Consider the following 25,137-nt stretch of genomic DNA (forward strand, 5'->3'; position numbering starts at 1 on the left):
GCGATTGCGGCTAGCTGGCAGCCACCTCACGCGTCCGTCTGTACTTCAATTTCAGACCACCTCCTTCCTTGTGTACAGGAGAAAGTACGCCCACTTCACCGCGACGGCAATCTATTTTCCGCCGAAACTTTTCCGACGCATATCACCTGGTCAGCTCCAGTGTGTTCCGGAAGTTGATGGGTGACGACCACGACGGTCCGATGCGGAGCCAGCAGAGTGCCGTCTCGTCCGAGCAGTTCACGCAGCACCTCCGCGCCGGCTTCGGCATCCATGTGTTCGGTTGGTTCGTCGAGCAGCAGGATTTGCGCGGGTGAGACGACGGCCCGGGCCAGCAGCAAACGCCGACGCTCGCCGCCTGAGACTGCTCGCATGCCGCCGACGAGAACGGTGTCGAGTCCGTCGGGCAGGTGAGCGAGCCACTCCCCCAGGCCGACGTCACCGAGTACTGTCGCCGCGGCGGTAGGCGTGAGATCGCCGCGCGCTACTCGCAGATTTTCGAGCACGGAGGTCTCGAAGAGATGTGCGTCTTCTGCGAAGAACCCGATGTGTCGGCGAAGCTCTGCTGGTTCGATCTCTGAAATCGGAACGCCGCCAGCGGAAATTGTCCCCGATACCGGTGGGAGGAGCCCCGCCATCGTCATCAGGGCCGTTGTCTTTCCTGATCCGCTTTGGCCGATCAACGCGATCCGCGCGCCGGGACGCACGTCGAACGTGAGTGGTGCGGTGACATTGCCTCCAGGCCACCCGGCGCAGAGTCCGTCGACTGTCAGGACATCCGACTCGGGCCACGCGTTGTCGCCCTCTGCGATCTCCTCGTCTGCGCGGTCGAGTACCGCCATGATTCGCGCCGACGCCAACCGGGCTTTGGTCAATGCCACTGCAGCAGTGGGCAGAGCCGCAGTTCCCTCGAACGCCGAGAGCGGGAGCAATACCAGGATGCCCAGTGCCATCGGTGTCATGTCGGTATTCCCGTAGAGCACGATGCCGATGAGCAGCGACGCCAGGACGCTGACTCCCACTGCGAGAGGTGTTGCGGCAGCGGCAAATGCGCTCGGCACCGCAGCGCGGTCGGTAGCATCGACTACGTCGCCTTCGGCCGACACCGCGTCGGACACGGCAGCGTCCAAACGTCCCGCCACTCGAAGCTCGGCAGAATGATCGAGCGCGGTGACCGCTGACGCACTGAATCGCACAGCAGCAGAAGAGCTGTCGGATTCAGCAATTCGAGCAGCGCGGGCCGACAGCCACGGAGCCAGGATTCCGGAGACCGCGAGCGCGATCGCCAAGACCATTGCCGCCGGCACGGAGATGAACATCAAGATGCCCACAGCGGAAACGGCAAGAACAGCCGATACAGCTATGGGGACAAGTGCTTTCACCACCACATCACCAACTGCATCGACGTCGGCTCCGGTACGCGCAAGCAAGTCGCCACGGCGCAGGCCGGCGGCCGCAGCCGGGTTACCCGCTGCAAGACGCGCGTACATCTGGGCCCGCGCGGACGTTGTCCCGCGCAGCGCAACATCGTGCGTCGTGAGACGCTCCAAGTAGCGGAATACACCCCGGGAGATACCCAGAGCACGCACGGCGACAACAGCAACGCTGAGATCCAATACCGGCGGCATTTCCCAGGCCCTGGTGATCAACCAGGCCGACAGCGCCGCCAACGCCAGAGCACTGCCGAGCGTCGCCACTCCGGCCGCGACAGCGATGAGTACGCGTCGTGGTTGCAGTTCGAGGAGACCCAGTGCGCGCAGCAACGGATCGCGGTGGTCAGTTCTCATGTGCGTGCACCTCGATGATCTGATCTGCGACGGCAAGCACGCTGGGGCGATGTCCGATGACTATGACGGTGTCGCCGCCCTTCGCTCGCGCTCGCAATGCGTCCAGGACCGTAGTTTCCGAATCCGCATCCAGGTGGGCGGTGGGTTCGTCCAGCACAAGGACGGGCCGATCGGACGACAGCACACGTGTCAGTGCCAGCCGCTGCCGCTGCCCGAGCGAGAGACCGACACCCCCGGCCCCCACCACGGTATCGAGACCTGACGACAGTTCGGCAAGAACTCCGTCGAACCCTGTGGCCGCAGAAGAATTTGCAAGCGCATCGGAGTCGATGGGTCCGGTGAGATGGAGGTTTTCCCGAACGGTTCCCGGCAACATGACCGGATGTTGCGGCAGCCAAGCGATCTGCGCCCACCACGTATTCTCGTCGAGTTGTCGAACGTCGGTTCCGCCGACGCTCACAAAACCACCGCTGGGTTCGATCAACCCGAGCAGGGCCTGCGCCGCGCTCGACTTGCCGGAACCATTTGCTCCGGTGAGCACCGTGATCGCACCGGGCCGCATCACTCCCGAAAGCTCGTACGGCGCAACACCACCACGCGAATTCACGCTCAGCGTGTCGAAAACGATGTCCGTGCCGCGCGCATCAACCACGACTGCGCCGCCGACGGGTGCAGAGGTGTCCGCTTCGATGACACTGAAAGCTTTGTCCGCAGCCGCCATTCCGTCCTCGGCCGCGTGAAATTGCATTCCCACCATCCGCAACGGCAGATACACCTCCGGGGCAAGAATCAACGCAACGACGCCCGGCTCCAGCGACATGTCCCCGTACACGAGCCGCAAGCCGATACTGACTGCAACCAACGCAACACTCAGCGTTGCAAGGAATTCCAACACCATCGACGACAGGAAGGCGACCCGCAGCGCGGACATCGTGGTGCGGCGATGCGAATCGCCCAGTTCCCGAACCCGCTCGGCCGGACCGTCTTGGCGACCGAGCGCTCGCAACGTGGGTAAACCCGAGAGGAGATCGAGCAATTGCGACGACAAGGTTGTCATCGCAGCCAGGGTCTTCTCGGACTTACCCTTTGTCAGCAATCCGATCAGGATCATGAAGATCGGAATCAAAGGCAACGTGATCAAGATGATCACTGCCGACGTCATATCTTGCAGGGCAATAACTATCAGCGTGATCGGGGTCAGAGTCACCGACAGGATCAACGACGGCAGATAACCCGTCAGATACGGAGCCAGACCGTCGACACCACGGGTGAGTACCGTAGCGATTTCATCTCGACGTGGGTCGAGATCGCGGGGACTCATCGCCGTCGCCGACGTGAGCACACCCTCCTTGATCTCGGCCACCACACGGGTCGACGCGCGGTGAGCAAACCGCGCTTGCAGCCAGGTTCCCAGTATCCGAATCCCGACAGCGCCTGCGAGGACACCGAGTTCGGTTGTCCACGAAGAAATATCGACGGTTCGGGTGGTGATGACTCCGGCCAGCACCCGGCCGATCATGAGCGCCGAGACTATGACCATCACGACGTTGATCATCGACAGGGCGACTGTCAGAATCAGATATCCACGCGCAGAGGCGGAATGCCGCCACAGGCGCGGATCGATCGGTCCGCGGCGACGCTCCCGAGTGGTGGGAACGTCGCCTACCTCGATTGTCACTTGAATTCGACCGTCACTTCTTTCGAGGCACTGATGCCGGATTTACCACGTCTTGGCTTTGAACTTCAGCCCGATCGACGGTGGAATCTGCCTGGTGGAGATGCGTTGACGGAATACCCAGTACGTCCAGCCCTGGTAGATGATCACGATCGGCGTCATGAACGCCGCTGCCCATGTCATCACCTTGAGCGTGTACGGACTCGACGACGCGTTCTCGATGGTCAAGCTGTACGCCGGATCCAGCGTCGACGGCATGACATTCGGGAACAGGGAGCCGAACAGCAGCACGACGGTCGCGATGACGGCCACCGTGGTGAGCACGAACGCCCACCCTTCCATTTCAGCGCGGGTCAGGAAGATAACGCCGATCAATGCTGCTGCCGCAGCGGCAACCAGAATCCACGTCCATCCCTTGCCGTATGCAAGCTGGGTCCACAGTACAAATGCGCCGGCCACCGGAACCGCCGGAATCGCGAGTCGGGCAGCAATTTTCACCGCATCTTCGCGAACCTCGTCGGCGCTCTTGAGTGCCAGGAACACTGCGCCGTGCAGCGCGAACACCAGAGCAGTGGTCAGGCCGCCGAGCAATGCGTACGGGTTGAGCAGATCGAAGAATCCTGAAACGACCTGCTTGTCGGCATTGATCTCCACGCCCCGAACGATGTTCGCGAATGCCACGCCCCACAGAACTGCGGGAACCCAGGAGCCGAAAATGATGCCCCAGTCGCAACGCTGACGCCATTTGTCGTCGTCGATCTTGCTTCGCCACTCGATGGCAACGATGCGAACGATCAAGGCCACCAGGATGATCAGCAGCGGTAGGTAGAAGCCGGAGAACAACGTCGCGTACCACTCGGGGAACGCGGCGAACAGCGCACCACCGGCCGTGATGAGCCACACTTCGTTGCCGTCCCAGACCGGGCCGATGGTGTTGAGCGCAACGCGTCGACGCGTATCTGCCGGTAGGCCACTGCCTCTGCCGACAATCGGCATGAGCATTCCGACACCGAAATCGAAGCCTTCGAGGACGAAGTAGCCGACGAACAGTACTGCGACGAGCACGAACCATACTTCTTGAAGTCCCATGATCGCCTCCTAGTACGCGAACGACAGTTGTTTGGGCTTGTCCGGATCTTCCGGCTCTTCGTGGTCGGTATCTCCCGGCGGATGCATGTCGTGTTCCAACGGGCCTTCCTTCGCGTATCGCACGATCAGCTTGAACCAGACGACACCCAAAGCGCCGTACAGGAGGGTGAAGGTGATCAACGAGACCCAGACCGTTGCCGACGCGTGGTCCGAAACACCTTGGTCGACAGTGAGTCTGATCATGTCCACGCCGGTCGGGTTGGGATGCACCACCCAGGGCTGGCGGCCCATCTCGGTGAAGATCCAGCCCGCACTGTTGGCGAGGAACGGCATGGGAATCGCGACGAGGCTCAGGATTCCGAACCACTTCTGGTCCGGTACCCGACCCCTGCGGGTTACCCACAGACCGGCAAGTGCCAAGGCTGCGGAACCGGCGGCGAGGCCGATCATCGCGCGGAATGACCAGTACGTGACAAAGAGATTCGGACGGTAGTTGCCGGGGCCGAAGTCCTGCTCGGCCTGCTCCTGCAGCTGGTTGACGCCTTGAAGCTCCACACCGGTGAACTTGCCCTCGGCCAGCCACGGAAGAACGAATGGCACCTTGATTACGTGAGTCACGCTGTCGCAGTTGTTGTGAGTTCCGATGGTCAGGAGTGAGAAATCCGGATCCATCTCGGTCTCACACAGCGACTCTGCCGACGCCATCTTCATGGGTTGTTGTTGGAACATGAGCTTGCCTTGGACGTCGCCGGTGTAGATGACGCCGATGCCGGCAATGATGATCACCAGCAACGCGAATCGGGCACCGGGACGGTACATCGTCCTGGCATCGGTTTCGAGCTTTGTCGCCTCCGCTGGGCCGACGGTCTTGGTGCGGCGCATGTTTCGCACCATCCACCAACCGCAGATGCCGGCGACGAAGGTTCCCGCAGTCAAGAAGGCACCTGCTACTGCGTGCGGGAATGCGGCAAGAGCGGTGTTGTTGGTCAACAACTCCCAGATGCTGGTGAGCTCAGCACGACCCGTCTCCGGGTTGTACACCGCTCCGACGGGGTGCTGCATGAACGAGTTGGCTGCGATGATGAAGAACGCCGACGCGTTGACGCCGATCGCCACGAGCCAAATACATGCCAGGTGAACAAGTTTGGGTAGCCTGCCCCAACCGAAAATCCACAGCCCGATGAATACGGACTCCATGAAGAAGGCCACAAGACCTTCGAGAGCCAGCGGTGCACCGAAGACGTCGCCGACAAATCGTGAGTACTCACTCCAGTTCATACCGAACTGGAATTCCTGCACGATGCCGGTAGCTACGCCGATGGCAAAGTTGATGAGGAACAGCTTGCCGAAGAACTTGGTGAGTCGGTACCAATGATCTTTTTTGGTCACGACCCACATGGTTTGCATGATCGCGATCATCGGAGCCAATCCGATGGTCAGCGGAACAAAGATGAAGTGGTAGACGGTAGTTATACCGAACTGCCACCTGGAGACGTCCAAAGTATCCATTGGCTACTCCGAGAGTAGGGCCCTGGGACAGGCTTCGGGGTTCGAGACGCGGGCGTTCGCTCGGCCCCTGCGGACACGGTACTGCTGTCCGGTTTGGACCGCAGGACTTTGCTACTACTCAAGGTAGTAGAGACCGTCGAGGATTCCTATTCGCCCATTTCGGCCCCGCTCTCTAGTCGACGGCCCGTTCGACCAACTTCGTGAATTCGGCAGCGACTTTAGCCTCTGGTAAAGCAAAGCCGTCCAGTGTAGTGACGCGCGCTGCCAGCGTGACGCTCGAAACCATCCACACACCGTCCGCTGCGATCAAGTCCGCAGGTCGCAGGGTTTCGTAACGACTGTCGAAGCCAGCTCCCTTGGCGACGTCGAACAGAGCACGCTGTGTTGTGCCCATCAAAATGCCCTGAGCGGGCGGCGGTGTGATCAAAGTCCTGTCCCGCACGACCACCACCGTCGAACGCGGCCCTTCCAACACATTGCCCTCCGAACTGACGAAGATCACATCATCGGCCCCCAAAGTGCCGGCGTAGCGCAGTGCAGCCATGTTGGTTGCGTAGGACAACGTCTTCGCTCCCAGCAACTGCCACGGCGCGCGTGCCGACAAATCCACCGAGAATCCGCGTTCGAGCGTGATCACCGACAAACCCGCTTCTCGCACCTGCCGCACCCGATCCGCCACCGGTCCGACCATCACGAAAGCCGTCGGCTTGTCCCCACTCTCGCGCCCGCGCGTCAGGACGAGACGCAACGCGCCTTCCTGCTCGCTGCCCCACTCCTCGACGGCCATCTCGATCGCCAGACGCCAGTCGTCCAGTATCGGGGCAGGCAAACCCAATGCCTCGGCGCTGAGAACCAGTCGGCTCAGGTGAGCTTCGACTACCCGCGCTCGGCCACCCCGAACCAACAACGTCTCGAATACCCCGTCGCCCCGCACGACAGCCAAGTCGTCAGCATGGAGAAAGGGTGCGTCAGCATCGAGCACCTCATGGTCGAGAGTTACCAATACGCGATCAGCCATACCCTCAACACTAGCGACGGAAAACACCGCTCACGCCCCGCACTCGACCAACGCGCGGACCACACTCCTAGACTGGTGACGTGGTCGACAACGCTCTTGTGCCCAACAGCCCACTCATGACTGCCCCCGGTGCGGTCGCAGCCCCGGACGGATCGGTCGACATCGGTGTCGCGTGGCATCACGGCGATCCACTCGGTGAGCAACGGACTGCGCAGCGCGACGCGATCGTCGTCGATCGCAGCCACCGATTTGTCATCGCCATTCCCGGCGACGAGCGACTCACCTGGCTGCACACCATTTCGAGCCAGCACGTTGCCGCGCTCCCCGACGGGAAGAGCGCCGAGAATCTCAGCCTCGACATCAACGGCCGCGTCGAGCACCACTTTGTCCAGACGGACCTCGGCGGCGTCACCTGGATCGACACCGAGGCCGATCGAGGCCCCGCACTCCTCGCCTTTCTGAAGAAGATGGTGTTCTGGTCCAAGGCCGAACCCCGCGACGGCAACGAACTTGCCGTTCTCAGCATTCTCGGGCCGAAAGCCGCCTCGGTCCTCGACGCCGTCGGCACGAGTGCGCCCGTCGACGTGTACGACGCGCATGCCCTGCCAGGCGGCGGCTTCGTCCGTCGGATGCCGTGGCCGACCGAAGACTCCTTCGATCTCCTCGTACCCCGCGAGCACTTGGCAGCCTGGTGGTCCAAGCTCACCGACGCCGGCGCCATACCCGCCGGAACCTGGGCCTTCGAGGCCCTTCGTGTGGAAGCCGTCCGCCCCCGAATCGGGCTCGACACCGACGAGAAGACCATCCCGCACGAGGTTCGGTGGATCGGCGGCCCAGACGAACACGGCGCGGTCCACCTCGAGAAGGGCTGCTACCGCGGTCAGGAAACCGTCGCGCGCGTGCACAACCTCGGCAAGCCGCCGCGTCACCTCGTTCTCCTGCACCTCGACGGAAGCGCCGAAGCCCTCCCAGAACCGGGCGACCCCGTCACAGCCGGTGGCCGCGCAGTGGGCCGCGTCGGAACCGTCGTCAATCATCACGAGCTCGGGCCTATCGCGCTTGCACTGGTCAAACGCAACGTCCCCGCTGGGACCGAATTAGTTGCCGGTCCCAGCGCCGCGTCGATCGATCCGGACTCGATAGTCGACGACAACGCACCTCAGGCCGGACGTGAAGCCGTCAACCGATTGCGCGGGAAGTGACCGGCATCGTGGACGCCGTGTGCGTCGTACATGCCGAACGCGACAGCGGCGTCAAACGCGTGACTCGAACCGCAATCGACAAACGATCCGTCGACGGCCGGGTCCCCTTGGGCCGACTCGGCCTCGGCGGCGACTATGTCTGCGACACCGAATTCCACGGCGGCGCGTATCAAGCCGTCTACGCGTACGACCATGCCGAAGCGCAGCGTTGGTCGACGGAGTTGGGCCGACCTCTCCATCCCGGTTGGTTCGGTGAGAACCTTCGCCTCAGCGGTATCGCCGTGACCGACGCGGTCATCGGCGAACGTTGGCACATCACCGGAGCGGACTCGTCCGATGTGGTGGAACTCGAAGTCACCGGGCCCCGCGTGCCGTGTGGCACCTTCGGACTCTGGTCGGGCGAGAAGGGCTGGGTCAAGCGGTTCACCCAGCGAGCCGATGTCGGCGCGTATCTGCGAGTGAACCGAACGGGCACACTCGCAGCCGGCGATACGGTCACGCGAGTGCACGTCCCCGATCACGGCGTCACGGTTCGACAAGTATTCACAGGCGCAGATCCCGAACATCTGCGGCAACTGTTGAACGGTCACCACGATCTTGCGCCGAACGTCCTCGAGCGGATCAGCACATTCGTCGAACGAGCGGAAACACAGGTGCATTCGTGAGCATTGAACTGGTCGAAGTTGTCCGCTCCGGATTCCGCGAGTGTGTACACCGCGGATCGGCCGTCATCCTCGACGCCAACGGCGACCTGGTTGTGGGGGTGGGCGAAATCCACACACCCATCTATCCCCGCTCGGCAAACAAGCCGCTGCAGGCCGTCGCAGCGCTCCGCAACGGCTTCGAACCAAGCAGCCCGGAGGAACTGGCCGTCGCGGCGTCGTCGCATGCCGGTGAGGCCGACCACATCGAACTCGTCGAGGGCCTACTCGAACGTTACGACCTCCGCGTAGATCAATTGCAGTGCCCTGCAGATCTGCCAGGCAACGAACTTGCCCGCGCCGAGCTGATTGCCGCAGGCCAGCTCCCCAGCCCGATCTACATGACCTGCTCGGGCAAGCACTCCGCGATGCTCGCCACGTGCGTTGTGAACGACTGGCCGCTCGAGACGTACATGGAACCGACACATCCCCTGCAACTCGCCATCGCGGAGACGATCTTCGATCTCAGCGGCGAGGAGGAGCAGGAGTTGGGAATCGACGGCTGCGGCCTGCCGATCGTGCCACTCTCGCTCTCGAATCTGGCTCGAGCTTTCGGTCGACTGCCGTCGGCGACGCCTGATTCCCCAGAACGCGCTGTCGCCGACGCCGTGCGAGCCAACCCGTTCCTCGTCTCCGGAACCGGGCGCAACGATCAGCGTCTGATGTCCGCGGTGCGCGGCCTGTTCACCAAGACCGGATACGACGGTATCTACGCGGGAGCCCTCCCCGACGGTTCGGCGTTTGCTCTCAAGATCGACGACGGACACGAGCGGGCGCTGCTTCCATTGGCCGCCGCACTACTCAAGCGGATGAATACCGAATGGACCGAAGAATTGGCCGCTCTGGCGTCGGCTCCGGTGTTCGGCGGGGATGCCCGCGTGGGCACGATTCGAGCGATTCCGGGGAACTTCTGAGCAGTTCCGGGAAAACTTTTGCGCAGTTCTAACAAAGTTCTGAGCAGTTCTGTCAGCATCCTGGCAGCTCGCGGCCATAGTGAGAGCAAACAGACACGGCGACGAGGGCCACGTGGAAGCGGAAGCGACTTTTCCAGGCTAGAGTGTGTGTCAGGAAACTTACACACTCAAACGGGGCCGCCAAATTCCCCAGGCCGCCCCGCGAAAGCGCGAGGGGGTCAGCCATGGGCCGCGGCCGGGCTAAGGCAAAGCAGACCAAGGTTGCACGCGAATTGAAGTACAGCGTACCGACCACGGATTTCGATAGCCTGCAACGAGAGCTCGCAGGTGGATCGACCAACTCGCATCGGAGCAGTGTCCGATCGGACCAGACTTCCGATAGGGAAGGGCATTCGCGAGAGGACGACTACGACGACTGGCGGCGTTGACCGCGCACTGCCATCTGCGCAGACTGTGAAATGAGGAAGAGCTGATCGCTCTTCCTCATTTTTGCGTGCTTCTTCCAGGTGCTCGATCCGCACAAAAAAGCTGCCCCACCGAACTGAATCGGTGGGGCAGCTTTGTGGTCTTACCGGCTTAGAAGCGCGGGTGATCTCCAGCCAGGAACGCACGCTCTGCTGCGGCGTCCGAGGCCTTCTTGATGCTTCCCAGCGTCCAGCAGTCGATGTGGCGTGCGGTGAGCACGGCCAGCGCACGATCGACGTCCTCAGGAGCGACGACGGCAACCATGCCGACACCCATGTTGAAGGTCTGCTCCATCTCGGCGCGCTCGACGCGTCCGCGCTGCGCGATCATCGCGAAGACTGCCGCGGGGCTCCACGTTCCACGATCGAGTTCGGCAACGAGTCCCTTGGGCATGACGCGTCCGAGGTTGTTCGCGAGGCCGCCACCGGTGACGTGGCAGAAGGTGCGGACGTCGGTCTCGGCAGCGAGGGCCAGGCAGTCCTTGGCGTAGATCTTGGTGGGCTCGAGGAGCTCCTCACCGAGGGTGCGGCCGAACTCGTCGACGTGTGCGTTCAGGTTCATGCGGTCGATCTCGAGAAGCACCTTGCGGGCCAGTGAGTAACCGTTGGAGTGCAGACCCGAGGATCCCATGGCGATGACAACGTCGCCGGGACGGACGCGGTCCGGTCCGAGCAGCTTCTCCGCTTCGACGACGCCCACGCCGGTGGCGGAGAGGTCGTAGTCACCATCGGCCATGATGCCGGGGTGCTCGGCGGTCTCGCCGCCAAGCAGCGCGCAGCCGGCCTGGATGCAGCCCTCGGCGATGCCGCCCACGATCTCGGCAACTCGCTCGGGGATCACGCGTCCGACGGCGATGTAGTCCTGAAGGAAGAGCGGCTCGGCGCCACAGACGACGAGGTCGTCGACAACCATCGCGACGAGGTCGAGGCCGACGGTGTCGTGCTTGTCCATCGCCTGAGCGACGGCCAGCTTGGTTCCGACGCCGTCGGTGGAAGCAGCGAGGACAGGCTCCTTGTAGTCACCCTTGAGCGAGAACAATCCGGCGAATCCGCCGAGGCCGCCCATGACCTCGGGGCGGCTGGCCTTCTTGGCCATGGGGGCGAAGAGTTCCACCGCCCGGTCGCCGGCGGCGATATCGACTCCTGCTGCTGCGTAGGAGGCGCCTGCTGTGCGGTGACTGTCCTCGGTCATCGGATTACTACTCCAGCCCTAGTATTTCTCGCGCACGTTTTCTCCGTGCACAGGTATGTGTTGTGTAATCCTCGCGACGTGCCGAGGCGGTCGACTCGAGCGAACAAGACCTCAGCGCACACAAATACCGACGATTACGCCCTTACGCTACCGGACACAGGCAGCTGACGAGACCTCGCGTACCGTTCGCGCTCAGTTCTGGAGCTGCGAACCGATCGAGGTGTGCAGCGCCCGCAGACTGTTCTGCCCGAGTGCAACAGTCTCCGACTGGATGTGCCGCAGGAGGTGTCCGTCGTTGAGAACCTTCTCGCTCGACTGGATCAGCACCGTTCCGGCGCCGGTGAAATCGAACTGTTTCTCTTCACCCGTATTCGCACCGAACATGGTTCCCCGCACCGAACCGAGGAAGCTCTGCATCCAGTCGGCATCGAAGTGGTGGGACGGCGACGGGCAGTCAGCCCAGCCGACGAGAGCCTGTGGATCGATCCGCAACGGAGGTTCGGCAAACATGACCGGACCGTTGGACGACGCCAGAAACTTCCCGGTACCGAGCAACGTCAAAAAGCCTGGCACGATTGACTGTTTGAGTTCGAGCCCGTTCTCGAAGGCAAGCAGGTTGGCAGCGCGGATCGTGAGGTTGCCGTCGTCGAGATCGTAGGAATTGATGTTGAATCCCCGGTCGCCCAGAATCAGCTTGCCTTGGCCCTGGGCGATTACCCAGTCGTCCGCGTACAGCGGCGACGAGAATCTGGCCGCCACCATCGCCGACATGCTCGTGCGTCCGAGCGGCTCGAAATTGACCATGCCGTAGTACGCGATCATTGCACCTTTGGACGTGAACCAGGGCTGCCCGGTCAGCTCGATGCAGAAGGCGTAGTCATTCCCCGGGACGTTGTCGTTCGCAGGCAGAGATGCCGGAGTGTGAATTTCGATACTCATTCGATTTCTCCCTCAGAACTTCTGCTCGGACGCCTGAACCCAGACGGTGCCCATACCGGTCATCTTCAGCTGAATGGACTCCCCCGAGCCCTTGCCGACGGCTTCACGCCAGCCGACGTTGGCGGAGATGTCGACGGTGATCTGCCCGAGGTGGCACACGTACGCCTGTGGGTCCACCACAACTTGGGGATTGTTCGGACCGACCTGCAGAGGAATTGCCCCGCCGTGCGAGAGCACCGCGACGCTTCCCTGCCCGTGCAGTTGTGTCGTGAACAGTCCTTGCCCTGTCATCGCACCGCGGACGGCGCCGCGAACACCACCTTGCGACGTCAAGGCCACGATCGAACTTTGCAGGTAGGCGTCATGCGCTAGAAGACGATCTGCTTCCACGGTGAGCATGGACGAGCCGTCCAGATGGATGACGTCGACGTACAGTCCGGCGTGACCGTAGTGGACCTCACCCTGTCCTTCTGCCGCCATCATGCGTGCATGTTCGCCCGACATCATCCGGCCGGCCATGCCCGCGATGCCGCCCATATTCGGCATCGCACCAGGACCGCCGCCCATGCTGTGCGGGACGAATCTGACGTCGCCGGTGTAGTAGAGCATCGATCCGGTACGGGCCAGCACATTCTGCCCTGGAACGAGAGTCGACTTGACGACCTTGCTGTTCACCTTTTCCAACGGCATGGTTCAGCGCTCCTCGGGCTGGATGTAGACGACACCGGATCCGTCGAAGCGCAGCGAGAACGCCTCACCGCTGCCACCGCCGATCGCGGACCGCCAGGTGACGTCGGTGACGAAGCTCTGATTCAGTTGTCCGCGGTGGGCGACAAAGGCGTCGGGGTCGGCAACAAGCGGGTACTGCGGGCTGACTTCGAGGGCGATGATCGGCCCGCCCTTCGACAGCACGGCCACCAGACCGGTGCCGCTGACAACTGTCGTGAACAATCCCTGGCCGGAGCCGGCGCCGCGGAGGCCGGCAAATTTCACGTCGGTGCGTAGCTGTCCCACGATTGCCAACAGCTGTGACGCTTCTACGTGGAGAGCGTCGTTGTTGAGTTCGATGATCGTGATGTCCTGGGCGTCCACGGCGAAGTAAACGGTGCCTTGACCACTGACTTCCATCAAGGACAGCGACTCTCCGGCTGCCTTCTGTTTGAGCGCAGCGCGGATTCCGCCGCCTCCGCCCATTCCGGCGTTCTTGAAGGTGACCGCACCCTCGTACGCCACCATAGATCCGCTGATCGCTTTGATGGTGTCCCCCATCAAGTCCGCGACCAGGACTCGATGCCCATCCATTCTCAGTTGCGCCACGAGGGCACTATGCCAGATAGCCGCGACACTTGACGTGACCGGAAACATAAAAAAATTTGCCGCCCCGACAATCGGTGCGGCAAATTATCCGTTTCGGCGGATTACGGGCGGCTGAGTGCGCTCGCGTTGTCGTTGTCGCGCGTGGCAGCCGAACCGGCCGCACTCTCGAGCATGCCTTCGAGGACGTTCTTACCCATCGACGTCTCCTTCGGGAGCGCAATCGGGTAGGTGCCGTCGAAGCAGGCAGCACAGAGACGGCTTGCGGGCTGCTCGGTAGCCGCGATCATGCCTTCGGTGGAGATGTAGCCGAGGCTGTCCGCTCCGATGGAACGACGCACACCGTCGAGCATCTCCTCGAACGTGGCATCCTGTCCGCCTGCTCCGTTGGCGATCAATTCGGCCGGTGAGGCGAAGTCGATGCCGTAGAAGCATGGCCACTTGACCGGCGGCGAAGCGATGCGGACGTGAATTTCGAGGGCGCCGGCTTCGCGGAGCATCCGGATGAGCGCACGCTGCGTGTTGCCGCGGACGATCGAATCATCCACCACAACAAGCCGTTTGCCGCGGATAACTTCCTTGAGCGGGTTGAGCTTGAGCCTGATGCCGAGCTGACGAATGGTCTGCGACGGCTGGATGAAGGTACGGCCGACGTAGGCGTTCTTCATCAGTCCCTGGCCGTAGGGAATGCCTGAACCCTGTGCGTACCCGACAGCTGCGGGAGTGCCGGACTCGGGAACCGGAATGACCAAGTCACCCTCGGCAGGATGCTCGCTGGCGAGCAGGCGGCCGATTTCGACGCGGGTCGAGTGGACCGAACGGCCACCGATCACGCTGTCGGGACGGGCGAGGTAGACGTATTCGAAGACGCAACCCTTGGGCGTCGGGTTCGCGAAACGGGAGGAGCGGACGCCGTCGGCGTCGATCGCGAGCAGCTCACCGGGTTCGATGTCGCGGACGAACGACGCGCCCACGATGTCGAGGGCTGCGGTCTCGCTGGCAACCACCCAACCGCGATCCAGGCGACCGAGGCAGAGCGGACGAATTCCGTGCGGATCACGCGCTGCGTAGAGCGTGTGCTCGTCCATGAAGGTGAGGCAGAACGCGCCTTCCAGAGTCGGAAGCAGTTCCATGGCGGCCTGCTCGATGGTGCTGTCGCCGGCAGCGTGTGCCAGCAGACCACCGATGAGGTCGGAGTCGGAAGTCGCAGCGTTTGGGCGCTTGTCGTTGACCAGGCCGGCTGCGCGAGTGCGGCTCGCGAGTTCAGCGGTGTTCACCAGGTTGCCGTTGTGGCCGAGGGCGATGCCCGTGCCCGCCGCCGTGGTGCGGAAGATGGGCTGCGCGTTCTCCCACGTCGTGGACCCGGTCGTGGAGTAGCGGCAATGTCCGACGGCGACGTGACCTGGCATCGCTGCGAGGGTCTGCTCGTCGAACACCTGGCTGACCAGGCCGAGATCCTTGAACACCAGCACCTGGGAGCCGTCGGCCACCGCAATGCCGGCAGCTTCCTGACCACGGTGTTGTAGCGCATACAGTCCGTAATACGTGAGCTTCGCCACATCCTCTCCCGGCGCCCAGACGCCGAATACACCGCATTCTTCGCGGGGCTCGTTCTCGTCCTCGTCGGACGGGTTCGTAGCGAGGAGATTTGGACTGTTGACCGACAGATCGGCACGAGTCACGTGGCGCTCCCTTTGTGGGCAGGGGTTGGGGGGCATACACAGTCTACGGCCAATTTTCCTCGTGCCTTGCCCAGGGCAACCTTGCCTTGAATCGGACCGATCAGTCTCTGTAGTCGCCGCGGCGAATTTCAGCGATGGCTCACGGCGCGCCACTCAGTTCGGAGCCCCGCAACCGACTACTCCGTATTCGCCGAAAAAGATGTCGCCTGGAAGGACCTCCACTGATGAGCCGACCGTTCTCATTCTCGAATTGAGCGTCGTGATCGCCCGGTCGATCCACCTGCACCATGTCAGGGCTGCATCAGTCGCTCGCGAGAGATTCGGACCCCACTACGACGTCAGCCCCCAACTGAGTGTTTCGTCAGCGAACCGTTCGTAGCTTGATGTCACAATCGCAGTAGCGGCAACCAGTGCGCAATTTCGGGAGCCCGACTGCCGGATGCGTCAACCCGGCCGTCAGCGGCAGCTTCACCGAACTCGAGCAGGCCGGTCACCATCAACAACCATGTCCGAGTATCTGTTTCGACGACGTTGGGTGGGGTTCCGCGAGTGTGACGCGGACCTTCGATACATTGCACCGCGACAAAGGGTGGGACCCGCACCTCGACGCTCGATCCAGGAGCAATCTGTTCGAGAGTGCGCGCACTCATCTTCACTGCCGCACCGAGTTCAGCACGAGAAGGCTTCGGAAGCTCCGGATCTCGAAGCCAAGGTCCGACAGCAAGAATCGCGGCACGAAATTCTGCGGGGTCGACCGCGCGGCGCGGTGGCATCAGTTCACTCCCTGTCCATTGGTGGCGATTCGAACGGCAAGTGCTCCACCAGCATTGGTCGCCAGGTGCAGTAACGCCGGCGCGAGGACGCTGCCACCTCGGCGGTGCAGCCACTCGAACAGCAACGCCGACGCGCCCGTAAAGGCCACTGCGGCAGGGACATTGTCGCCGGCGCCGCGCGCCGGCGCGACGTGCCACAACCCGAAGGTGAGAGCATGCACGGCCTGCGCTGTTGGGCGGTTCAGTTCACGATTCCAGACTGCGGACATAGCGCTGCGGAACAACAATTCTTCGGACAACACCGTACCGAACGGGATATGCAGGATGATCCATTCGAGGAAGTCTTCGCGACCGTCCGCGCGCTCGTCGGCAGCGAGGGTCGCGCGCAACGACGGAACGGCCAAGGCAACGCTGTAACCGGTAAGGACTGCCCCGGCCGCAGCTCCCCCGAACTGCGCACCGCCACGAATACCGGTGTGGGCCAAACCCAATTCCTCACGGCTGTAACCGCGCGCCCGAAGGACTCCGATGGCCGAGCACCCCACCACGGTGTTGACCACTGCCCGCGCGCGGGGTGAAAGTCCGAACGCCGGGAGCACCGCATTGCTCCACGTGATCGCAGCTACCGAGAGCGCAATCGACGCTACTCCCCTCATTTCTCCGGGCCTTGAGACTGCAACGCGGCAACCAGTGACGCCCGCACTCGCTCGGTGTCTGCCGCCGTCCAGCCTTCGGGCTGAGCGACGCTGACCCAGCCGTCGAGCACGGTGGTTCCGTAGTTGTGGCCGTGCCCGTCCGGAACACCCGCAGCATTACCGAGATCTGCAGAGACCTGCCAGAACGTGACGATCGGGAACCATTTCATCGACGGTGACCGGTCGAATCCAGGAATCTCCTTCAACCACGGTGGCCGGTTGAACATGAGGTCGGGCGACCACCACACCACCGGATCCGATGGGTGCTGGATGAACAACACATGGGGGTCCGGCCACACCATTGCTGCGGTCGGAATGTCTTCGGCTCGATCCGCAAACCGGACCCCGGCCAGACCGTCGGCGTAGACGGGAGCCACTTCGGTTGTGCCGGGGTCGCGTCGTTGCACAATCGAACGCCACAGCGACGTGGCATTTGGCGGGCCCACCCACAAGATTCCGTCAGCGGTCTCGCGGGCAGCTTGAAGAGTGTCGAAAGCTCCAGCGCCGGCCATGACGCCGAGGCTTTCGCCGTAGACCATGAACTTGGGTCTGGTGGCTTCCGGTTCCTGGAGCCATCTTTCGTGAACCCGCTCGATCAAGAGGCGTCCGGCAGCTTGCGCCTTTTCCTGATCTGCGAGGAAAGAGATCCAGCTCGGCAGATACGAGTACTGGCTGGCGACCAGCGCCGTATCGCCGTTTCCGACCAACTCGATCGCTTGCGCAGCGGTGGGATTCACCCAACCGGTACCGGTCGTCGGAATGACAACGAGCACCTTGCGCTGGAAAGCGCCGGTCCGCTCGAGTTCCTTGATGACCAGATCCATGCGCTCATCCGGATCTTCGGCACTTTCCAAGCCCGCATACACGCGGATGGGGTCCATCGCGGGCTTGCCGTTGGCCGCTTCGAGTTCCTGCGCGTTCAATCCACGTGAGACGAAGTTCCGTCCCTCGAATCCCAATGTGTCCCAGGGAGCCACAGATTCGGGGCTGCCCGACTTCATCGGATCCTGTGGTTCTACGACGCCGTCGCGCGTGGTGGAGTTCTGCAGACTGAAAATCGAGTTGGTCGCGGCGTAGATTCCGCGCACCAGTACGCCGTCGACCAACATGAAGAACAGAACCGTCACAACCACAACGCCGACGCCGTTGGCAACCGACCGCGACCAGCGGAAGCGTCGCATCAGCACACGCGCAATGAGTTTCACCAGATCGTGAAGCAACCGCCACAACGCGATCAGTGAACCACCGATGAGCACGCTCAGGCCGAGAGTGCGAATGTATCCGCTGGTGGTGGTGCCTTCCGCGTCGGTCAGCGCGGCGATTTCGCGCTGCCACCCCGCGGCGTAGACGAGCATGATGATCGAGGCAACGATCGACGCGACCGGAACAAAGATCTTGATCGCGCTCGGCACCGGTTCGGGAAGAGGCCACCAGCGACGGCCACTGAGCAAATACCGCTCCACGGCCCACCCGATTGCCGTTCCGACGCCGTAACCGATGGCCGAGTTGATACCGCCGATCAAACCTTGGAACAGCCAATCACGCGGCAACAGCGAAGGAGTCAGCGACCAGCAGAAGAAGAACGCGGCAAACGCAATGCCGGTGAAGTCGAGTTTGAGGAGCCCCCACGCCCACTCGGTGAAGGGATTGTCGAGCTTCTCGAGAGATGCGGGAACAGCCAGCCGCAGGTGGTGTTCCTGCGGCTGGCTGTCAGAAGAAGTCAGTTCTCCGGAATCGACCATCTATCACCCGAACAGGGCAGGCAGCGTTCCCTCGAAGGCCTCACGGAGCTTGGCCATCGTGACGGAGAAGTGTCCCTGAATCTCCACGGAGTCGCTGCCCTCGTCGACGACGCCGATACGCGTCCACGGCAAGCCGCGAGCGGTGCACATTCCGGTGAAGCGCGTTTCCTCGGTGCGCGGAACCGCCACCAGGACGCGACCCGAGGACTCGGAGAAGAGTGCCACGAACGGGTCGGCATCTTCGGGAAGCAGGATGCGGCAGCCGGTTTCGCCGGCCAGTGCGGCTTCGATTACTGCCTGCGCCAGTCCACCTTCGGACAGGTCGTGGGCTGCGGTAACGAGGCCGTCACGCGACGACGCGAGCAGGATGTCGGCGAGAAGCTGCTCACGGGCGAGGTCGACCTTCGGCGGCACGCCACCGAGATGGCCGTGCTCGACCTGCGACCAGATGGAACCGTCGAATTCGTCGTGGGTGTCGCCGAGCAGGATCAGCGTCTCGCCGGGCTCGAGTCCGAGGCCCGTCGGGATACGGCGGTGAACGTCGTCGATCACACCGAGGACGGCAACCACCGGTGTCGGCAGGATCGGCGTGGTGCCGGTCTGGTTGTAGAAGCTGACGTTGCCGCCGGTGACCGGGATTCCGAGTGTGGCGCAACCATCTGCGAGGCCGCGAACGGCCTGCTGGAACTGCCACATGACGCCCGGGTCTTCGGGGGAACCGAAGTTGAGGCAGTTGGAGACGGCCTTGGGCGTTGCGCCCGTGACTGCCACGTTGCGGAATGCCTCTGCGAGAGCGAGCTGCGCACCGGTGTACGGGTCGAGCGCGGTGTAGCGGCCCGAGGCGTCGGTGGACAGCGCGATTCCGCGGCCGGTCTTCTCGTCGATGCGGATGACGCCGCCGTCGGCGTTCTCGGCCAGAACGGTGTTTCCGCGGACGTAGCGGTCGTACTGCTCGGTGATCCACTTGCGGCTGCATAGCGCAGGCGAAGCAATCATCTTCAGCAGGGTGGCTTCGAGTTCTTCATCCGTCTCGGGACGCTTGAGGCCTGCGGTGGTGTTCGCGATCAACGCGTCCTGGGTGGCCGGACGCTCGACGGGACGGTGGTAGACCGGGCCCTCGTGAGCGACGGTGCGCGGGGGAACGTCGACGACGGTCTCGCCGTGCCAGGAGATGGTGAGGTGCTCACCGTCGGTGACCTCGCCGATGTCGGTGGCCAGGACGTCCCACTTCTTGCAGACCTCCATGAACGCGTCGACGTTCTCGGGCGTGACCACGGCGCACATGCGCTCCTGCGATTCGCTGGAGAGAACCTCGGCCGGGGTCATGCCGGTGGCGCGCATCGGAACCTTCTCGAGGTTGATGTGCATGCCGCCGTCACCGGCTGCAGCCAGCTCGGAGGTGGCGCAGGACAGTCCGGCGCCGCCGAGGTCCTGGATACCGACAACGAGTCCGGCCTTGTAAAGGTCGAGGCAGCACTCGATGAGCACCTTCTCGGTGAAGGGGTCGCCCACCTGAACCGCAGGGAGCTTCTTACGACCGCCACCGTCACCGTCGAACGTTGCCGACGCGAGAACCGAGACGCCGCCGATGCCGTCGAGACCGGTACGAGCGCCGAACAGGATGATCTTGTTGCCTGCACCCGAAGCAAAGGCAAGGTGCAGATCCTCGACGCGCATGACGCCGGCAGCGAGGGCGTTGACCAGTGGGTTACCGGCATAGGACTCGTCGAAGACGGTCTCGCCGCCGATGTTGGGGAGGCCGAGGGAGTTTCCGTAACCACCGACACCGCGCACGACACCGTCGACGACGCGACGGGTATCGGGGGCGTCAGCAGCGCCGAAACGCAGCTGATCCATGACGGCGATCGGCCGGGCACCCATTGCCATGATGTCGCGGACGATGCCGCCGACGCCGGTTGCCGCACCCTGGTATGGCTCGACGTAGGACGGGTGGTTGTGGCTCTCGACCTTGAACGTGACTGCCCAGCCGTCGCCGATGTCGACGACGCCGGCGTTCTCACCGATACCGGCCAGCATGTTGGCGCGCATCTCGTCGGTGGTGGTCTTGCCGAAGTAGCCGAGGTGGACCTTGGAGGACTTGTACGAGCAGTGCTCGCTCCACATCACCGAGTACATCGCCAGTTCGGCGTCCGTGGGACGGCGACCCAGGATCTCCTTGATGCGGGCATATTCGTCGTCCTTGAGACCTAGCTCCTTGAACGGCTGAGCGGCATCGGGATCAGCCGATGCGTGCGTGACGGTATCGACCTGATGAGTAGACACTGGAGAGGGGTCCCTTCCCTACGGGAGTCAAGAGCGAGCCGGCGCGGAGCGGGACACCACAAATGTGCCCAACGAAAGAACGTGCCGGGAGACAGTCTATCGGGGTGGGCCGACGACTTCCGCAGACGGCGGCACCGACGCGAGCAGCGGGTCTTCGAAGTCGTCCCCGTCACACTCCTTTACGGTTTCGGTAACCGGTCGGTTTTTATTTTCGGTCCGGTGTCGCTTGGTACTCGAACGGAAGGTTTCCCCATGCCACAGGATGTGCGTCAGTCGGACGTCACGGCTCAATCCCAGTCGGTGACGACCCCCCTGACTCCCGCGGCGATTTTCCTGGTTGCGACGGTGAACCCTGGTGGGGAGGACACAACGCGCGCATTGCTCGCCGATGTGGCCGGCCTGCAGCGGTCGGTGGGTCTGCGCGTTCCCGGTTCCGGTTTGGACGTGGTGACCAGCATCGGTTCGGACGTCTGGGATCGTTTGTTCGCCGGTCCGCGGCCCGCCTTGCTACGACCGTTCACTGCTCTGCAGGGAGACGTCCATCACGCGCCGTCGACGCCCGGAGATCTGCTCTTCCACATTCGTGCGATGAGCATGGACGCGTGCTTCGAGGTAGCTCGTCAGATCACGAAGCGCCTGCACGGCGCGGCAACTGTTGTCGACGAGATTCACGGTTTCCAGTATTTCGAGAACCGCGACCTCATCGGCTTCGTGGACGGAACCGAGAACCCGTCGGGCCGCGCCGCGATCGCTGCCGTGACCGTCGGCGACGAAGATCCCGATTTCTCGGGCGGCAGTTACGTCCATATCCAGCGATACATCCACAACATGCGTGAGTGGGAAGCGATCACAGTCGACGAACAGGAACGCGTCATCGGCCGTACCAAACTCGAGGACATCGAGATGTCCAAGGACGTCATGCCGGCCAACTCACACGTCGCGCTCAACGCGATCAAGGACGACGACGGCAACTCCCTCGAAATTCTGCGCGCCAACATGCCCTACGGACGCCTCGGTGATGACGAGATCGGCACATTCTTCATCGGGTACTGCGCCACTCCCGCCATCACCGAGCGCATGTTGGAGAACATGTTCCTCGGCTCACCGCGCGGTAACTACGACCGCCTTCTCGACTTCTCGACAGCCGTGACGGGTTCGATGTTCTTCACCCCGACCACGGAATTCTTCGAGAAACTCCCCGCTATGGCCTCTAACTCCTCGGCTTCTAACTCCTTGGTGTAAGAAACGCGCCGAGAGCGTCCGCATACATCGTGATGTCGGCGGCGCCCATCAGCTCGCGAGCCGAGTGCATCGCGAGCTGAGGCGCCCCGACGTCCACGGTGGACAGCCCGGTACGCGATGCGGTGATCGGTCCGATGGTAGAACCGCACGGCAGATCAGCCCGATGCACATAGCGCTGCAACGGAACTCCTGCTTGATCACAGGCAAGCGCGAACTCACCGGCACCGGCAGCGTCCGTCGCGTATCGCAGATTCTGGTTGACCTTGAGTACCGGACCACCGTTGATCTCGATGCGGTGCGCGGGTTCGTGACGTTCGGGGTAGTTGGGATGCGTAGCGTGCGCCATGTCGCCGGACGCGCACACCGAACCTGCCATCGCCTGTAGGAATTCGCCGCGGCCACCGCCGCGGCCCAACACTATTCGTTCGAGGACCGTGTTGAGCAGATCCGAGAACGCACCGCGATCCGACATGCTGCCCACCTCTTCGTGATCGAAGAGCGCAAGCACCGGGACATAGTTCCCCGGGGATTCGGTGGCGGCTAGAAGTGCTTGTGTCCCGGCATAACACGTGCCCTGATTGTCGAGCCGCGGCGCACTGACGAGTTCTTTGCCCAGGCCGACCACAGCGCTCGGCGCCAGATCGTGAGTCATCAACTCCCAACCCAGAACGGATGATTCGGCAACTCCGGCCCGACCGGCGACAAATCCGATGAATGACTTGGGCTTGGTGCCCACACCCCAGATTCCGTTGACATGCCGCTGCGGATCCAGTGTGACGCCCTTGCGGTCCTCGGACAGATGGATCGCCAATTGCGGGACACGAAGAATCGGGTCGTCGATGCGAACCAGCTTCTGCTCCACCGTGTTTCCCACCCGGACACTCACACGGCCGGAAATACCGAGATCGCGGTCAAGCCACGAGTTCAGCAAAGCTCCGCCGTACGGCTCGAGGCCTACCATCTGCCAGCCCGCCGACGTCAGATCCGGATGCTGCTTCACCCGCAAGTTCGGGCTGTCGGTATGACCGCCGACGATGCGGAACGGCGCGGAATCGCTGACTCCGTCGGTACTCCACGCGATCAGTGAACCGCCCCGCACCAGGAAATACCGTCCCGGCTCCGACGGCCACGGCTGGATCTCCTGCAGTTCCCCAAATCCGCTGGCTGTGAGCTGCGACGCCACTGTTGCACACACGTGGAACGGTGACGGCGACGAATCAACGAAACTGCACAGGCCAGTAGCGTCGGCCCCGGTCAGAGAAGGGTGGGAAGTCATGTCCTTCATCATGCCCGACTAGCCACCACTCAGCTGTGGGCGCCGGACACACAGAACTGGTTGCCGTCTGGGTCTGTCAGTGTCACCCAGCGGAATCCGTCCATGTTCTCGCGGTGATGCTCAGAAGCGCCGGCCTCGATCAGCCGCGACACTTCAGCGTCGAGATCCTCGCTGGACAGATCGAGGTGGATTCGGTTCTTTCCGGCCGTGGGATCCGGGACTTTCTGGAAGGCAAAATTGGTGGAGGCGCCGGGGACCTCGACGACGTAGAACCATCCGTCGTTCTCCTGTGTGACGCTGCCGCCCAACTGCTCAGCCCACCATCGCGCGAGTGGACCTGGATCAAGGCTGTCGAATGTGATCATTCCCAGAGTCAGTGTCATGGGCCAACGGTAAAGGAAGGCACCGACAATTGAGGAAAATTCTCTCACTTCGGAGAGACCGCAGCGGGAGTGCTTGCGGCACCGATCGCGGCGGCAACGACGGCGACCGCTCCGAGAATCAGGTAGGCGTGGGCATAACTCCCGGACCACATCGAGAGCACGCTGCCGGCCCACGGCCCGAGCGCCATGGCAATGACGATCGGCGCCGACATGATTCCGCTCAGACGGCCGTAGTGCTCTCTTCCCCATCGATCGGTAATCGCAGTGGCCTGGATGAGGGTGAAGATTCCGCGGACCAATCCCGCGCCGATTGCCAGACCGATCAATACGGTGGCCACGCCAGTGAGACCTAGCCCGGCGGTGCTCAGTCCGGCGACTGCAATAACGGATACGGTGCGCATACGAACGGTCGTTCGTGCCGCAAACGGCAGATAGAAGAGTCGGCCGACAACCTGGCCGGCGCCGCCCAACCCGAGCGTCAGAGCGGCAAGACCGGGACTGAAACCTCGCTCGATCAACAGCAGCACAAGATTGAACACTCCCGCCGACGCGGCAAACGCCCCGGCTGCGAGAGCAATGGCGAGTGCCAGAAAGGCAGGACTGCGGACGGCGTTTCGGAAATCGCCTGGGTGCGCCCCGGCAAGGCGAACCGGTTCGGGCCACGGACCTCGCAAACCCCAGATATGTCCGGGGATAGTAACTGCAGCCAAAATGAGCGCGAGAACCAAGTACGTTGTGCGCCAATCGAATCGATCGTCGAGAACAGCGGAAATCGGCGCGAATACCGTGCTGGCCAAACCGGCGGCAAGTGTGAGAATCATCAGCGCTTTGACGTGGCCGTCACCGTACCAACGCGTCAACGCAGCGAATGCCGGTGGATACAGCACCGCCCCCATAGCGACTCCTGCGAGTACCCACCCGGCAAAAAAGACAGGGATCGTAGGTGCTGTCGCAATGGCGACAACCGCAGGGACCGCAAGCACCGAACCCGTGGTCATGACCCAGCGGGGCCCGTGTCGGTCAAGGACCCGCCCGACCGGAATCCCGACTGCGGCAGCAATCAGCTGACTGACGGAGAACGCAGCCACGATCACCGTGATCGACCATCCGGTGTCGCGTGAGATCGACACCGACAGAACAGGAAACGCGTAGTACAGGATTCCCCAACTGGTAATTTCCGTCAGGCACAACGCCGCCAGGACCCGCCGCAGACCCGAAGGAGCGAGGGCAACGGACGGATCCTCGACGGTGGTCATCGGT

At 62.8% G+C, this 25,137-nt stretch carries 22 protein-coding genes; 5 read left to right on the plus strand and 17 right to left on the minus strand.

What is annotated here, in order from left to right:
- Window positions 1–95 precede the first annotated feature (95 nt).
- From cydC to R4P64_RS10185, 5 genes are all read right to left on the minus strand, one after another.
- Entirely contained in the window at window positions 96–1,784 is a 1,689-nt protein-coding gene (gene cydC / locus R4P64_RS10165) for a thiol reductant ABC exporter subunit CydC (protein ID WP_317820635.1), read from the minus strand.
- Window positions 1,774–3,462 (minus strand): thiol reductant ABC exporter subunit CydD, encoded by a 1,689-nt coding sequence (gene cydD, locus R4P64_RS10170; protein WP_045068804.1) that lies wholly within the window; start codon window positions 3,460–3,462, stop codon window positions 1,774–1,776. The genes cydC and cydD overlap by 11 nt, the downstream gene beginning before the upstream one ends.
- 42 nt (window positions 3,463–3,504) lie before the next feature.
- On the minus strand, window positions 3,505–4,548 hold the full coding sequence (gene cydB, locus R4P64_RS10175; RefSeq protein ID WP_317820636.1) for a cytochrome d ubiquinol oxidase subunit II: 1,044 nt from the start codon (window positions 4,546–4,548) through the stop codon (window positions 3,505–3,507).
- 9 nt (window positions 4,549–4,557) lie between these two features.
- Window positions 4,558–6,057 carry a cytochrome ubiquinol oxidase subunit I gene (locus tag R4P64_RS10180; RefSeq protein WP_033233955.1) on the minus strand — a complete coding sequence of 500 codons (1,500 nt, stop codon included), beginning with the start codon at window positions 6,055–6,057 and terminating at the stop codon, window positions 4,558–4,560.
- Between the two features lie 172 nt (window positions 6,058–6,229).
- Window positions 6,230–7,075 carry an aminodeoxychorismate lyase gene (locus R4P64_RS10185; protein WP_317820637.1) on the minus strand — a complete coding sequence of 282 codons (846 nt, stop codon included), beginning with the start codon at window positions 7,073–7,075 and terminating at the stop codon, window positions 6,230–6,232.
- A gap of 116 nt (window positions 7,076–7,191) precedes the next feature.
- On the opposite strand from R4P64_RS10185, the gene R4P64_RS10190 reads away from it, so the two are divergent.
- The 4 genes from R4P64_RS10190 to R4P64_RS10205 all read left to right on the plus strand — a co-directional run bounded on the left by R4P64_RS10190 (window position 7,192) and on the right by R4P64_RS10205 (window position 10,320).
- Window positions 7,192–8,277: a folate-binding protein YgfZ gene (locus tag R4P64_RS10190; protein WP_317821081.1), complete on the plus strand. Its 1,086-nt coding sequence runs from the start codon at window positions 7,192–7,194 to the stop codon at window positions 8,275–8,277.
- The gene (locus R4P64_RS10195; RefSeq protein WP_045068795.1) at window positions 8,274–8,942 is read left to right on the plus strand and encodes an MOSC domain-containing protein; all 669 of its coding nucleotides are present in this window, start codon (window positions 8,274–8,276) and stop codon (window positions 8,940–8,942) included. Before R4P64_RS10190 ends, R4P64_RS10195 begins: the two co-directional genes overlap by 4 nt.
- Window positions 8,939–9,892 (plus strand): asparaginase, encoded by a 954-nt coding sequence (locus R4P64_RS10200; protein ID WP_033233951.1) that lies wholly within the window; start codon window positions 8,939–8,941, stop codon window positions 9,890–9,892. The genes R4P64_RS10195 and R4P64_RS10200 overlap by 4 nt, the downstream gene beginning before the upstream one ends.
- Window positions 9,893–10,116: 224 nt before the next feature.
- Window positions 10,117–10,320 (plus strand): DUF3073 domain-containing protein, encoded by a 204-nt coding sequence (locus R4P64_RS10205; RefSeq protein WP_033233950.1) that lies wholly within the window; start codon window positions 10,117–10,119, stop codon window positions 10,318–10,320.
- A 148-nt stretch (window positions 10,321–10,468) separates the two neighbouring features.
- Here R4P64_RS10205 and purM read toward each other — a convergent pair whose 3' ends face one another.
- The 9 genes from purM to purL all read right to left on the minus strand — a co-directional run bounded on the left by purM (window position 10,469) and on the right by purL (window position 20,976).
- Window positions 10,469–11,548 (minus strand): phosphoribosylformylglycinamidine cyclo-ligase, encoded by a 1,080-nt coding sequence (purM, locus tag R4P64_RS10210; protein ID WP_033233949.1) that lies wholly within the window; start codon window positions 11,546–11,548, stop codon window positions 10,469–10,471.
- A 192-nt stretch (window positions 11,549–11,740) separates the two neighbouring features.
- Entirely contained in the window at window positions 11,741–12,487 is a 747-nt protein-coding gene (locus tag R4P64_RS10215) for an AIM24 family protein (RefSeq protein ID WP_033233948.1), read from the minus strand.
- Between the two features lie 12 nt (window positions 12,488–12,499).
- Window positions 12,500–13,177: an AIM24 family protein gene (locus tag R4P64_RS10220; RefSeq protein ID WP_033233947.1), complete on the minus strand. Its 678-nt coding sequence runs from the start codon at window positions 13,175–13,177 to the stop codon at window positions 12,500–12,502.
- Between the two features lie 3 nt (window positions 13,178–13,180).
- Entirely contained in the window at window positions 13,181–13,789 is a 609-nt protein-coding gene (locus R4P64_RS10225; RefSeq protein WP_033234334.1) for an AIM24 family protein, read from the minus strand.
- A gap of 116 nt (window positions 13,790–13,905) precedes the next feature.
- Window positions 13,906–15,483: an amidophosphoribosyltransferase gene (gene purF, locus R4P64_RS10230; RefSeq protein ID WP_116102222.1), complete on the minus strand. Its 1,578-nt coding sequence runs from the start codon at window positions 15,481–15,483 to the stop codon at window positions 13,906–13,908.
- 386 nt (window positions 15,484–15,869) lie between these two features.
- On the minus strand, window positions 15,870–16,256 hold the full coding sequence (locus R4P64_RS10235; protein ID WP_045068792.1) for a sterol carrier family protein: 387 nt from the start codon (window positions 16,254–16,256) through the stop codon (window positions 15,870–15,872).
- Entirely contained in the window at window positions 16,256–16,912 is a 657-nt protein-coding gene (locus R4P64_RS10240; RefSeq protein ID WP_033233944.1) for a CPBP family intramembrane glutamic endopeptidase, read from the minus strand. Before R4P64_RS10240 ends, R4P64_RS10235 begins: the two co-directional genes overlap by 1 nt.
- On the minus strand, window positions 16,909–18,693 hold the full coding sequence (locus R4P64_RS10245; protein WP_317820639.1) for an alpha/beta hydrolase: 1,785 nt from the start codon (window positions 18,691–18,693) through the stop codon (window positions 16,909–16,911). Before R4P64_RS10245 ends, R4P64_RS10240 begins: the two co-directional genes overlap by 4 nt.
- A gap of 3 nt (window positions 18,694–18,696) precedes the next feature.
- On the minus strand, window positions 18,697–20,976 hold the full coding sequence (gene purL, locus R4P64_RS10250; RefSeq protein ID WP_317820640.1) for a phosphoribosylformylglycinamidine synthase subunit PurL: 2,280 nt from the start codon (window positions 20,974–20,976) through the stop codon (window positions 18,697–18,699).
- Between the two features lie 252 nt (window positions 20,977–21,228).
- On the opposite strand from purL, the gene R4P64_RS10255 reads away from it, so the two are divergent.
- Entirely contained in the window at window positions 21,229–22,218 is a 990-nt protein-coding gene (locus tag R4P64_RS10255) for a Dyp-type peroxidase (protein WP_045069719.1), read from the plus strand.
- Here R4P64_RS10255 and R4P64_RS10260 read toward each other — a convergent pair.
- Genes R4P64_RS10260 through R4P64_RS10270 form a run of 3 tightly spaced genes read right to left on the minus strand, consistent with a single transcriptional unit; the run spans window position 22,202 to window position 25,133 of the window.
- Window positions 22,202–23,494, minus strand: a complete 1,293-nt coding sequence (locus R4P64_RS10260) for a M18 family aminopeptidase (protein WP_317820641.1) — start codon at window positions 23,492–23,494, stop codon at window positions 22,202–22,204. The two genes, R4P64_RS10255 and R4P64_RS10260, sit on opposite strands and share 17 nt — an antisense overlap.
- A 29-nt stretch (window positions 23,495–23,523) precedes the next feature.
- Entirely contained in the window at window positions 23,524–23,877 is a 354-nt protein-coding gene (locus R4P64_RS10265; protein WP_092806403.1) for a VOC family protein, read from the minus strand.
- Between the two features lie 44 nt (window positions 23,878–23,921).
- Window positions 23,922–25,133 carry an MFS transporter gene (locus R4P64_RS10270; protein WP_317820644.1) on the minus strand — a complete coding sequence of 404 codons (1,212 nt, stop codon included), beginning with the start codon at window positions 25,131–25,133 and terminating at the stop codon, window positions 23,922–23,924.
- Between the last annotated feature and the right edge of the window lie 4 nt (window positions 25,134–25,137).

Source organism: Rhodococcus sp. IEGM 1366 (assembly GCF_033142425.1).
GTDB classification, from domain to species: domain Bacteria; phylum Actinomycetota; class Actinomycetes; order Mycobacteriales; family Mycobacteriaceae; genus Rhodococcus_F; species Rhodococcus_F globerula.